General features: G+C 69.3%; 9 protein-coding genes. 7 read left to right on the top strand and 2 right to left on the bottom strand.

Annotated features, from left to right (window positions below):
- Positions 1 to 2: 2 nt before the first annotated feature.
- The 4 genes from OG558_RS11815 to OG558_RS11800 are packed head-to-tail and all read left to right on the top strand — an operon-like array spanning position 3 to position 5,399.
- Positions 3 to 1,994 (top strand): acetyl/propionyl/methylcrotonyl-CoA carboxylase subunit alpha, encoded by a 1,992-nt coding sequence (locus tag OG558_RS11815; protein WP_405070253.1) that lies wholly within the window; start codon positions 3 to 5, stop codon positions 1,992 to 1,994.
- Positions 1,991 to 3,148 carry an acyl-CoA dehydrogenase family protein gene (locus OG558_RS11810; RefSeq protein ID WP_405070252.1) on the top strand — a complete coding sequence of 386 codons (1,158 nt, stop codon included), beginning with the start codon at positions 1,991 to 1,993 and terminating at the stop codon, positions 3,146 to 3,148. Before OG558_RS11815 ends, OG558_RS11810 begins: the two co-directional genes overlap by 4 nt.
- Positions 3,149 to 3,196: 48 nt before the next feature.
- The gene (locus tag OG558_RS11805) at positions 3,197 to 4,762 is read left to right on the top strand and encodes an AMP-binding protein (RefSeq protein WP_405070251.1); all 1,566 of its coding nucleotides are present in this window, start codon (positions 3,197 to 3,199) and stop codon (positions 4,760 to 4,762) included.
- On the top strand, positions 4,755 to 5,399 hold the full coding sequence (locus tag OG558_RS11800) for a TetR/AcrR family transcriptional regulator (protein WP_405070250.1): 645 nt from the start codon (positions 4,755 to 4,757) through the stop codon (positions 5,397 to 5,399). The genes OG558_RS11805 and OG558_RS11800 overlap by 8 nt, the downstream gene beginning before the upstream one ends.
- On the opposite strand, the gene OG558_RS11795 is transcribed toward OG558_RS11800, so the two are convergent.
- Positions 5,372 to 6,100, bottom strand: coding sequence for an AraC family transcriptional regulator (locus tag OG558_RS11795; RefSeq protein WP_405070249.1), 729 nt, complete (start codon positions 6,098 to 6,100; stop codon positions 5,372 to 5,374). The two genes, OG558_RS11800 and OG558_RS11795, sit on opposite strands and share 28 nt — an antisense overlap.
- A 55-nt stretch (positions 6,101 to 6,155) precedes the next feature.
- Between OG558_RS11795 and OG558_RS11790 the strand changes: the two genes are divergently transcribed.
- Entirely contained in the window at positions 6,156 to 7,289 is a 1,134-nt protein-coding gene (locus OG558_RS11790; RefSeq protein WP_405070248.1) for an MFS transporter, read from the top strand.
- Here the strand turns inward: OG558_RS11790 and OG558_RS11785 are convergent.
- Positions 7,286 to 9,535 (bottom strand): NACHT domain-containing protein, encoded by a 2,250-nt coding sequence (locus tag OG558_RS11785; protein ID WP_405070247.1) that lies wholly within the window; start codon positions 9,533 to 9,535, stop codon positions 7,286 to 7,288. The two genes, OG558_RS11790 and OG558_RS11785, sit on opposite strands and share 4 nt — an antisense overlap.
- A gap of 216 nt (positions 9,536 to 9,751) precedes the next feature.
- Between OG558_RS11785 and OG558_RS11780 the strand changes: the two genes are divergently transcribed.
- Together OG558_RS11780 and OG558_RS11775 are read left to right on the top strand one after the other, a co-directional pair.
- Positions 9,752 to 11,206, top strand: a complete 1,455-nt coding sequence (locus tag OG558_RS11780) for an MDR family MFS transporter (RefSeq protein WP_405070246.1) — start codon at positions 9,752 to 9,754, stop codon at positions 11,204 to 11,206.
- A 103-nt stretch (positions 11,207 to 11,309) separates the two neighbouring features.
- Positions 11,310 to 11,813: a hypothetical protein gene (locus OG558_RS11775; RefSeq protein ID WP_405070245.1), complete on the top strand. Its 504-nt coding sequence runs from the start codon at positions 11,310 to 11,312 to the stop codon at positions 11,811 to 11,813.
- Positions 11,814 to 11,841: the final 28 nt, after the last annotated feature.

Genomic DNA, 11,841 nt, shown 5'->3' with positions numbered 1-11,841 from the left:
CGATGACTGTGCTTTTGGAGCCGCGCGTGATCACCTCCGTGCTCGTTGCCAATCGGGGCGAGATCGCTCGGCGGATCTTCCGTACCGCGCGCACGCTCGGCCTCTCGACGGTCGCCGTCCACTCGACCGCCGACGCGGGATCGCCCCACGTGACCGAGGCGGACGCGGCGATACACCTGCCCGGCAACACGCCCGGCGAGACCTATCTCCGTGCTGACTTGATCATCGAAGCGGCCTTGCGGGCCGGCGCGGACGCCGTACATCCCGGCTACGGCTTCCTGTCGGAGAACGCCGGGTTCGCGCAGGCCGTGATCGATGCGGGTCTGACGTGGATCGGGCCGCCGGTGGACGCGATCTCGTCGATGGGCTCGAAGATCGAGGCGAAGAAGCTGATGTCGGCGGCCGGCGTGCCGGTGCTCGCCGAGCTCACGCCCGCGGAGGTCTCCGCGGACGACTTGCCGGTGCTGGTGAAAGCATCGGCCGGCGGTGGTGGACGCGGGATGCGGGTGGTCACGCGGCTGGAGGACCTGCCGAACGAGATCGAGGCGGCCTCCGCCGAAGCGTTGTCCGCTTTCGGGGACGGCACGGTCTTCTGCGAGCGCTACCTCGCGTCCGGCCGCCACATCGAGGTCCAGATCATGGCCGACCGGCACGGCACGATCTGGGCGGTCGGCGAACGCGAGTGCTCCATCCAACGCCGCCACCAGAAGGTCATCGAGGAAGCCCCGTCCCCGCTGGTCGAGCGGATCCCGTCCATGCGCGCCGAACTCTTCGGCGCTGCCCGAAAGGCGGCCGCCGCGATCGCGTACGTGGGCGCCGGCACCGTCGAGTTCCTCGCCGATGAGAAGGGCGCGTTCTACTTCCTGGAGATGAACACCCGCCTCCAGGTGGAGCACCCAGTCACCGAGGAGACCACAGGCCTCGACCTGGTGGAGTTGCAGTTCGCGATCGCAGCCGGCGAACCGCTGCCCCCTGGGCCGCCTGAGACGGTCGGTCACGCGATCGAGGTGCGCGTCTACGCCGAGGACCCAGCCCACGACTGGCAGCCCACAACCGGCCGGATTCACCGCTTCAGTGTCGGGGATGGTCAGCTGTGGGGAAACAAACTTGCACCAGGTGACGAAAAGTTTCCCCACGGCGGCAGAGGACCTCGGCTGCGGGTCGAGTCCGGGGTGGTTGACGGGTCGGCGGTGTCGCCGTTCTACGACGCGATGCTGGCCAAGGTGATCGTCTGGGCGCCGAGCCGAGCCGTGGCCGCGGCGCGGTTGGCCGCGGAGCTGGCGCGGGCGAAGATCCACGGCGTGGGCACCAACCGCGACTTGCTGGTGTGGATCCTGCGGCATCCCGCGTTCTTGGCGGGTGACACGGACACAGGGTTCTTCGAGGTGCACGGGATTGCGCCCGCTGTTGATGCCGAGGTCGTCAGGGTTTCGGCGTTGGCGGTTGCGCTGGCGGATGCGGCCGCCCGAGTGCCGGTGGTCCGGGTGCCGAGTGGGTGGCGGAATCTGGCGTCGCAGCCGCAGCGGAAGAGCTACCGGGCAGGGGACGACACCCACCAGGTCGAGTATCGGCTGACCCGGGACGGGTTGGTTGCTGCGGGCAACGTTCAGCTCGTCGACAGTACGGCGGACCGCGTGGTGCTGGCGGTTGACGGCGTACGGCGTACCTTCGAGGTAGCGGCGTACGACGGGCTCGTCTGTGTGGACTCGTCATGGGGGAGCGTCGCGTTGACTCCGGTGGAACGGTTCACGGACCCGTCGCAGCAGGTCGCGGCCGGATCGTTGGTGGCGCCAATGCCGGGGATCGTGATCCGGGTCGGGGTGCAGGTCGGTGACGAGGTCAGACAAGGGCAGCCGTTGCTGTGGCTGGAGGCGATGAAGATGGAGCACACTATCGCCGCGCCGGCCGACGGGATCGTCGGTGAGCTCATGGTCGAGGCAGGACAGCAGGTCGAGGTCGGCGCCGTACTGGCGGTCGTAGGGGAGGAAGCATGAGCTTCACCGAATCCGAAGAACGCCAAGCGCTCCGCAAGGCAGTGCGGGAGCTCGGGAAGAAGTACGGCTATGCGTGGTTCAACCAGCAGGCGCGGAGCGGCGGGCACACGACCGAGCTGTGGCTGGAGGCCGGCAAGCTCGGCTACCTCGGCGTGAACCTGCCCGAGGAGTACGGCGGTGGAGGCGGCGGCATGGCCGACCTGTCGATCGTGCTCGAGGAGCTCGGCGCCGCGGGCTGCCCGTTGCTGATGCTGGTGGTCTCGCCGTCGATCTGCGGCACGGTGATCGCCCGCTTCGGCACCGACGAGCAGAAGCAACGCTGGCTGCCCGGTCTGGCCGACGGTACGACGATCATGGCGTTCGCGATCACCGAGCCCGACGCCGGGTCGAACTCCCACCAGATCACCACGACCGCCCGGCGTACCGAGGACGGCTGGTCGCTGACCGGGCGGAAGGTCTTCATCTCCGGGCTCGACGTGGCCCAGGCGGTGCTCGTGGTCGGCCGGACCGAGGACGCCCGGACCGGCAAGCTCAAGCCGGCGCTGTTCATCGTCCCGGTGGACGCGCCCGGGGTGGAGTACCGGCAGATCGAGATGGACCTGATCAGCCCGGACAAGCAGTTCGCCTTGTTCCTCGACGACGTACGACTGCCGCGCGAGGCGCTCGTCGGCTCCGAGGACGCGGCCCTGATGCAGCTGTTCGCCGGCCTCAACCCGGAGCGGATCATGGCGTCCGCGTTCGCGCTCGGGATCGCCCGGCACGCGCTCGGCAAGGCGACCGCGTACGTCAAGGAGCGGCAGGTCTGGAACACGCCCATCGGCGCCCACCAAGGGATCGCGCACCCGCTCGCGCAGATCAAGATCGAGCTCGAACTGGCCCGGCTGATGATGCAGAAGGCCGCCGCGCTGTACGACGCGGGCGACGACCTGGCGGCCGGCGAGGCCGCGAACATGGCCAAGTACGCCGCCGGCGAGGTGGCGGTCCGGGCCACCGACCAGGCGGTCCAGTCGCTCGGCGGCAACGGCATGACGACGGAGTACGGCGTCGCCTCGCTGGTCGCGGCCGCCCGGGCGACCCGGATCGCCCCGGTCAGCCGGGAAATGATCCTGAACTTCGTCGCCCAGCACTCGCTGGGTCTACCCAAGTCGTACTGAGATCCAGCACAGTCTGTTCACCATCCGGGCAAGGAGAGGATCCCGCCGATGATCATCACCAGTGAATTCCCGCCCGTCGAAGTGCTCGACGTCCCGATCCACGACGCCGTCCTCGGTCGCGCCCAGGAGTACGGCGACCGGCCGGCCATGGTCGACGGGGTCACGGGCCAGGAGATCAGCTACGCCCAGCTGGACGCGATGAGCCGCCGGGTCGCGGCCGGCCTGGCCGAGCTCGGGATCCGGCACGGCGACACGATCGCGCTCTACAGCCCGAACACGATCCTCTACCCGGTCGTCTTCTACGGGGCCACCCGCGCCGGCGCGACAGTTACCACGGTCAACGCGCTCTACACCGCGGACGAGCTGCACAAGCAGCTGGTCGACTCGAAGGCCAAGTTGCTGGTGACGATCTCGCTGTTCCTGCCGGTCGCCACCCGGGCGGTCGAGGGCACGGACGTCGGCGAGATCCTCGTCTGCGACAGCGCCGAGGGGTACCGCTCGGTGCTGGAACTGATCGCGTCCACGGGCCCCGAGCCGGACGTGACGATCGATCCGGCCGAGGACGTCGCCGTACTCCCGTATTCCAGCGGGACCACCGGTGCGGCCAAGGGCGTGATGCTGACACATCGGAACATCGCGACGAACATCGCGCAGGCCGAGGTGATGATCAAGCTCGGCGAGGACGAGCGGATCATCGCGATCCTGCCGTTCTTCCATATCTACGGCCTGACCGTGCTGATGAATCTCCCACTGCGCCTCGGTGCGGCGGTCGTCGTGCTGCCGAAGTTCGACCTGGACCAGTTCCTCACCACGCTCGACCAGCAGAGGATCACCCGCGCGTTCGTGGCGCCGCCGGTGGTGCTGGCGCTGGCCAAGCACCCGGCGGTGGACGGGGTCGACCTGTCCGCGCTGAAGTACGTGATGTCCGCGGCGGCGCCGCTGGACGGTGAGCTGGCCGAGGCGTGCGCGAAACGGCTCGGGCTGCATGCCGTACTGCAGGCCTATGGCATGACCGAGCTGTCGCCGGGTACGCACTCGGTGCCGCAGGACGACCAGGAGCCGCCGCCCGGCGCCGTGGGCAAACTGTTCCCGTCCACCGAGATGCGGCTGGTCGGTGCCGATGGCAACGATGTGGGCGACGAGGAGACCGGCGAGATCTGGATCCGCGGGCCACAGGTGATGAAGGGTTACCTGGGCCGGCAGGCCGAGACCGACGCGACCATCGACCCGGATGGCTGGCTGCACACGGGCGACATCGGCCGGGTGGACGAGCGCGGTTATCTGTACGTCGTCGACCGGGTGAAGGAACTGATCAAGTATCACGGCTACCAGGTGCCGCCGGCCGAGCTGGAGGCGGTGCTGCTCACCGACGACCGGATCGCGGACGCGGCGGTGATCGGGGTCGATGTCGAAGGCAACGAGGTGCCGAAGGCGTTCGTGGTGCCGATGCCGGGGATCGAGCTGACCGAGGCCGACGTGATGGAGTACGTCGCGGCGCGGGTGGCGCCGTACAAGAAGATCCGGCAGGTGGAGTTCATCGAGGCGGTGCCGAAGGCCACGTCCGGCAAGATCCTGCGGCGGGAGCTGCGAGCCCGCGAGGCCGCCCGTGAGTGAAGTGTTCAATGGTGAACTCGCTGCGCTCGCTCACGGCCTCAAAGCACCCCAGCAGGACCGCAGCCGGGCGACCCGGCAGCGGCTGCTCGCGGCGGCCGTGGAGTCGCTGGCCGAGGTCGGGTACGCCGCGACGACGGTGAGTGTCGTGGCGACCCGGGCCGGGGTGTCGCGAGGTGCCGCTCAGCACCACTTCCCGACGCGGGCGGATCTGTTCGCGGCGGCGGTCGAGTACATGACCGAGGTGCGGCTGGCGGAGATCCGTGCTCAGGCTGGTCGACTGCCCAGCGGCCCCGGCCGGACCGAGGCGATTGTCGGGATGCTCGCGGAGGTCTACACCGGACCGCTCTTCCGGGCGGCCCTGCATCTGTGGGTCGCTGCATCGACCGAGGAGGCGTTGCGGCGGCAGATCGTCCGGTTGGAGGCGCATGTCGGGCGCCAGGCCCACCGGGCGCTGCTGGAAGTGCTCGAGGTGAGCGAACGGACGCCTGGTGTCCGGGAGACCGTGCAGGGTGTGCTGGACATGGCGCGCGGTCTCGGGCTGGCTGACCTGCTCACGGATGACAGTGCGCGGCGTCGGGGGATCGTGCGGCAGTGGAGCCGCATCCTCGATCAGGCCTTGCGAGACCGCGGCGTGTGACCGAACGCCCGGCGGAAGGTGTCGATGAACGCACTCGTCGACGCCCACCCACACTGGTGCGCCACGCGGGTCACCGACTCGTTGTGGGCCAGGAGCCGGAGAGCGTGATGCAGGCGCAGCTGGGTGCGCCACTGCGGGAACGTCATCCCCAGGTCGGTCTGGCAGAGGCGGCTCAGGGTGCGCTCACTCGCGCCGACCTCACGGCCCAGCTCCGTCAGCGTCCGGGTGTCCGCGGGGTCCTCGCGCAACAGGTCGCAGACAGCGGCCAGCCGTGGGTCGTGGGGTGCCGGTAGATACATAGGCCGCTGCGGCGATCGCCGCAGCTGATCAAGCAGTACGGCGTGCAGCCGCTCCCGTTCCACCGGGTCGCCATCACCTGACGTGTAGACCCGGATCAGCTCCCTCAGCAGCGGGCTGACCACCAAGGCCGACGGTCCGTCCAGACCGAGTGGGTTCACGGTGAGGCCAACTGTGTGCAGCGTGGTCTCGCCGTACGCGCGGTGTTGGTGGAGGGTGCCGCCGGGGACCCAGATCGCCCGGGTGGCCGGGGCGATCCAGCTGCCCGCGTCGGTGGTGACCGAGAGGACGCCGCGGCCGGCGTAGACGATCTGATGCTGGTCATGCCAGTGCGCCTCGATGCCGCCGCCGGCCCGGATCGGCTGGTGGCCGGTGGTCGCGGTACGTTGGCGGGTTTCCGGCATAGGTTGGCATTTTATCGGAAGCCGGACAGGCAGTCCGCCCACGACGATCGATGGTGTGCGGAGACTGCGACCGATCGGGCTGATGGCGGTTGGCCACGCCTGCGTGGATGTCTACCAGGGCAGCGTCCCGGCGCTGGTGCCGTTCCTGGTCGCCGAGCGCGGGCTCGGGTACGTCGCGGTGTCCGGGATCACCTTGGCCGCGACCTTGCTGTCCTCGGTGGTCCAGCCGGTGTTCGGCGTACTGACGGACCGGCGGCCGCTGACCTGGCTGATCCCGGTCGCCATGACCACCGCCGGGCTCGGGATCGCGCTGGTCGGGGTCGGGCCGTCGTACTGGCTGAGCTGGCTGGCGGCCGCGTTGTCCGGGCTGGGGGTGGCGGCGTACCACCCGGAGGCCGCGCGGATGGCGCGGGCGGTGAGTGGCGGGAGCCATGTCGGGATGAGCTGGTTCTCGGTCGGCGGGAACGTCGGGTTCGCGCTGGCACCGGTGCTGGTCACGCCGCTGATCGCGGCCGGTGGATTGTCGCTCACACCGCTACTCATGATCCCAGCACTCTTCGGCGCAGCGGTCACCCAGCTCGCGCTTCGATCCACTAATCTAGTTGCCCCTAGCAAACAACCGTTGGCCGGCGCCGACGACTGGTCGTCGTTCCTGCGGTTGTCGGCGATCATGATCTGCCGATCGATCGTGTTCGTCGGACTCGGCACGTTCATCGCCCTGTACGCCGGTCAGCGGGTCGGCGGCGGGACGACGACGACCGGCGGGGTGGCGCTGTTCGTGCTGTTCGCGGCCGGTGCGTTCGGCACGCTGCTCGGCGGCCGGTTCGCCACCCGTTGCGGGCGGGTCCGGACCCTGCGGACGTCGTACGCCGTCGCCGTGCCGGCGCTCGCGGGTCTGGTGCTCGCGCCCGGGCCGGCGTTCTTCGGGTTCCTCGCCGTCACCGCGATCGCGATGTCGATCCCGTTCTCGCTGCACGTCACCCTCGGACAGGACTTCCTCCCGAGCCGCATCGGCACCGCCGGCGGGATGACACTCGGCCTGGCCGTCAGCATCGGTGGCGTCGCCACCCCGGTCCTCGGCACGATCGCCGAGCACACGTCCCTACGCGTCGCGCTCAGCACGCTGATCGCCCTTGCCCTCACGAGCAGCCTGATCGGTCACGCCCTGACCGAGCCGGACATTGCCTAACGGCGGGCGGCACGTGCGGCGATGCGGCGGTCGACCTTGGCAGCCAGTTGGTCGGGTGAGCATTCGGCCAGGTGGTCGCGGACGAGCAGGTGGATGAAGGAGTACTCCCCGCGGCCGCTGCGGGCGAGCACATAGCGGTCGGCGGCGTACCTGAGGAACGCGCGACGGCGCCAGGGAAGGTATCCGGTCCAGCGGAGCAGGAAGTCGTGGAGCAGGCGGGACAGGGGGCCGGCGAACACCGGTGGCCGGCGGCGCCAAGCCTTCGCGGCGACCGCTCCGACGATGACGCCGGCGGCGGCTTCCAGGTGGGGCGAGGCCGGGTCCGCACCGAGCGCCAGGGCCAGCAGGAGTCCGGCGGCGGCACCGCCCAGCACCCACGGGTCCATCCGCCAGCCCTGTCCGGTCGTCGGGCGGACCAGGTGGTCGGTCGGGAGCGACTTCACCATGCGGATGCCTTGGGCAACCATTAGACCGATCGCGAGCCCGGCGGCGAAGCTGCCCGGCGCGTCACCGAGGCCGAGCGTCACCCAACTGGCCGCGACGACGACCGTCAGCCGGACCGCGAGCAGCAGCCGGCGCCGGTTGTCATGGAACACCATCAGCTCGACGACGTACGACGCTGCGATCGCGGCCGCCTCGATCGCGAGGGCGATCGATGTCGGAAGGAACTCCACCAGTCCGATCGCGGCGACCGTGAGGATGACGGTGGTCGCCGTACCCGCGAGGAGTGTGGCTGTCAGGAGTGGCGCCCACTGCGGTCTGGGTCCGTCGGTGGTGAGTGCCTGCCAGGGGTGTGGGCGCAGGTGCACGAGCAGCAGTGTGGCCCCGGCCACGGCCAGCGCCGCGAGTACGCCGTACTGCGCAAGCGTCACGAGGGTCGCGCCCGCGGCGAGGCCGGCGAAGAGTGCGGGCAGGCAGACGGCGTGGGCGAGGTAGTCCACCTCTGGGAGCGAGAGGCCGTACCAGCCGTTCGGGACGAGCCATCTGGGTACGGCGGTGCGATCGCCGGCGCGGCTGCGGGTCCACCAGGCGAGGCACCACAGTGAGCGGACCGCCGTGCTGGAGTCGTACTGGCGGCTGGTGGAGCGGTCGCGGGCGAGGACCTCGGTGATGTAGGTGTCGAACAGTTCGCAGCGGAGGTCTGCGACGCCGCCGGCGGCGACCTCCTCCGGGGCTCGGCCCTGGTAGGCGAGGATCGTGACGTTCAGCATCAGGGGTGAGTTGACCAGGTCCCAGAGTGTGTCGTCCTGCTCGATCGCGGTGCGAGCGCCGTCCAGCTCCGGCCCGACGGCGGCGAAGTAGTCGAGCACCTGTTGCCGGTTGAGCGGTCTGATGTGCACAGCGCCGTACAGGCTGAGCTGGTCGGGGAGGAGCTCGTAGTCCTGGGTGCGGCAGGTGACTGCGAGCTTCCCGATCAGATAGCGGCGGCGGAGTTCTTCCAGCACCGGTGCAAGCTTGGGACGGTTCGGCTTGGCGATCTCGTCGAGACCGTCGAGGAGAAGGGCCAAGCGACCACGCCGCAGCCAGATGCGGCCGACGGCGGCGGGGATGCCGTAGCGGGTGCTGAGCTCGAACAGGAGCCAGCGGACGAAGCCGGCCAGGTTCGGGCTGTCGAGCGGGTCGTCGTCATCCTTGCGGGACGGCTGCGCGGTCCAGCCGGCCAGATCGACCACGACCGGGATCGGCTTGCTCTCGTCGGCGTGGGCCTGCTCGGACAGCGTGCGGGCGAGCTCCAGCAGCAGAGTGGTCTTGCCGGCGCCGGGCGCACCCAGAATCAGCATGGAGTCCTGGAGCTCGTCGAACACCGCAGCGATGTCGGTGTCGTCGGGCACCTCGCGAGGTGCGCTGTCGAGCGGCTGGACCAACAGGTCGTACGGGCGCAGTACTGCCTCGGGCCGTTCGTCGAGAGCGAGCGCGATGCGGGTGCGGGAGGCGAGCGAGCCGGCATGACGCTGGGACAGGTAACGGTCGACGCGGGCGAGCGCGTTAGGCCGGTTGCGTGGCTGGTCCGCACTGCGTCCGGAGACTGTCGGCAGGCGACGGCTGCGGAACTCGAACAGTGCGGTGACGATCGCGACGAGCCAGAGCAGCCCGATCAGCGGCCAGGTCCAGCCCGCGTACGGCGCGAGGAACCTCGGCGCCGTCCCGCCGGTGCCCACGTTGATCGCGATCGGCAACAACACCAGGGTGAGTGACACAGTCACCACGAGCACGACGGCCCGCACCATCCCATCCCGGATCCTCACCCCCCGGAGCGTAACCGCCCGTAAGCCCACAGTCCCCACCTCCGCGTGCCGCTCCGTCAACTCCCGGGACCTGACACGGGCAGTGGTGGGCTGAGACAAGTTATTGCCTGTCCGCGCCCACCAGATGGTGTTCCCGGCCCCGACTCCGGGCACTGGTCCACCAACTGGGCCTGGGCTCGGGGAATTGTTGTCAGATCACATACATTGACCACTGATATGACTACTGAGCGGATCGACCGGGCGAGTGTGGGGCTCCGGTCGGAGCGTGGGCCGATCCTGCTCGCGGTGATGCTGAGCGTCGGGCTGGTCGCGATCGACGCCACCATTCTGGCCACCGCCGTACCGTCGATCGTCGATGACCTCGGCGGGTTCACCCAGTTCCCCTGGCTGTTCTCGATCTATCTGCTGGCCCAGGCGGTGTCGGTGCCGATCTACGGCAAGCTCGCCGACCTGCGCGGCCGCAAGCCGATCATGCTGCTCGGCGTCGGGCTGTTCATCCTCGGCTCGGTGCTGTGCGGGTTCGCCTGGAGCATGCCGGCGCTGATCGCGTTCCGGCTGGTCCAGGGTCTCGGCGCGGGCGCGATCCAGCCGATCGGGATGACGATCGTCGGCGACATCTACACGGTCGCGGAGCGGGCCAAGGTGCAGGGCTACATCGCCAGCGTGTGGGGGATCGCGTCGTTCGTCGGCCCGACGCTGGGCGGCGTGTTCTCGGACTACATCTCCTGGCGCTGGATCTTCTTCGTGAACATCCCGCTCGGACTCGCCGCCGCGTGGGTGCTGGTGCGCCGCTTCCAGGAGAACGTCACCCAGAAGACCAGCCACCAGATCGACTACGCCGGCGCGGTTCTGCTCGCGATCGGCGGTTCCCTGTTGCTGCTCGGCCTGCTCGAGGGCGGCGTGATGTGGACCTGGGCCTCCGGCGCGAGCATCGCGATCCTGGCCGCGGCGGCGGTGCTGCTGATCGTGTTCGTCCTGGTCGAGCGCCGGGCGGCCGAACCGATCCTGCCGTTGTGGGTGCTTGGCCAGCGCGTGCTCAACTCGGCCAACTCGGCCGCTCTGCTGATCGGGCTGCTGATGATCGGCCTGTCGACGTACGTCCCGCTCTTCGCCCAGAGTGTGCTCGGTACGTCGGCTCTGGTCGCCGGGTTCGCGTTGGCCGCGATGACGCTGGGGTGGCCGATCGCGGCATCGCTTGCCGGGCGCATCTATCTGCGGCTCGGGTTCCGCACGACCATGCTCTTCGGCGCGATCATCGTCGTACTCGGGTCGGCTCTGCTGTTGATGGTCGACTCCGGCAGCTCCGTACTGCATCTTGCCGCCGCCTGCTTCGTGATCGGCGTCGGTCTCGGCTTCTCCGCGTCACCGTCGGTCGTGGCCGCCCAGTCGTCGGTGGACTGGACGACGCGCGGTGTGGTGACGGGCGCCAACATGTTCTCGCGCTCGGTCGGTAGTGCGGTCGGCGTCGCGGTCTTCGGCGCAGTGGCCAACGGTGTGGTCGCAGCACGCCTCGGCAACAGCCACGAGGACTTGGAGAAACTCCCGGGCGAGGTGCTCGCTCCCGCGATCCACGATGTGTTCTACGGCGCCGCGATCGCCGCCGTACTCCTCGTCGTCGCGGTCCTCTTCATGCCCAACAGAGTCGCCGAACGCCCACCGGCAGGTCGCTGACCAGCCATCTCCGCAACCGGCCGAGCGCGGCCGGTAGTGCTGTTCCTGCTGATCTTGTGCAGGTGCCTGAGGCAAGCACATACTCCGAACTGGGGGCGGGGACATGAGCACAGCGGGGATTCTCGAGTTCATCACGTACGCAGGCATGGCGGCATCCGTTGTGATGGTCGTCAGTGTCTTGCGACTGCACGGGCATGCCTGGAAGCAGGCCGGACGAAGGAAGTGGCTCTGGGCACTGTTGCCCGTTGTCACGTACTTCATCCTGCTGAGCATCCCGGTAGCTGTGTGGTACTACGTCCGGATCCGCCCGGGGGTCGCGGCCGCCGACGCGGACTGCATCGCCGCCCGCGTGGCGAAGCGCAACACCCGCGCGGCCAACCGTCCGCGGGCCGGCCAGCTGCCACCCCAAGGGTCGACCTCCGCCAGCTGGCTCGCAGCCAGCCCCGCGAAGCAGGTCTGCTCTGCCTGCACCAATGGCAAACAGATGTGCTGGACGTGCCATGGCCGCGGATCGATCCAGGACAACGACTCGACATGGAAGAGCTGCTGGGCCTGCAACGGCGGCTACACGACCTGCGCAATGTGCAACGGCAGCGGCTATCGCTGAGCCCACCGGCGCGCCTCGGTCTAGGTTG

It is taken from the genome of Kribbella sp. NBC_01510 (assembly GCF_045040325.1).
In the GTDB taxonomy this organism is placed as follows: domain Bacteria; phylum Actinomycetota; class Actinomycetes; order Propionibacteriales; family Kribbellaceae; genus Kribbella.
Note: the sequence above shows the minus strand (reverse complement) of the source record. Positions and strands in the feature narration are given on the sequence as shown.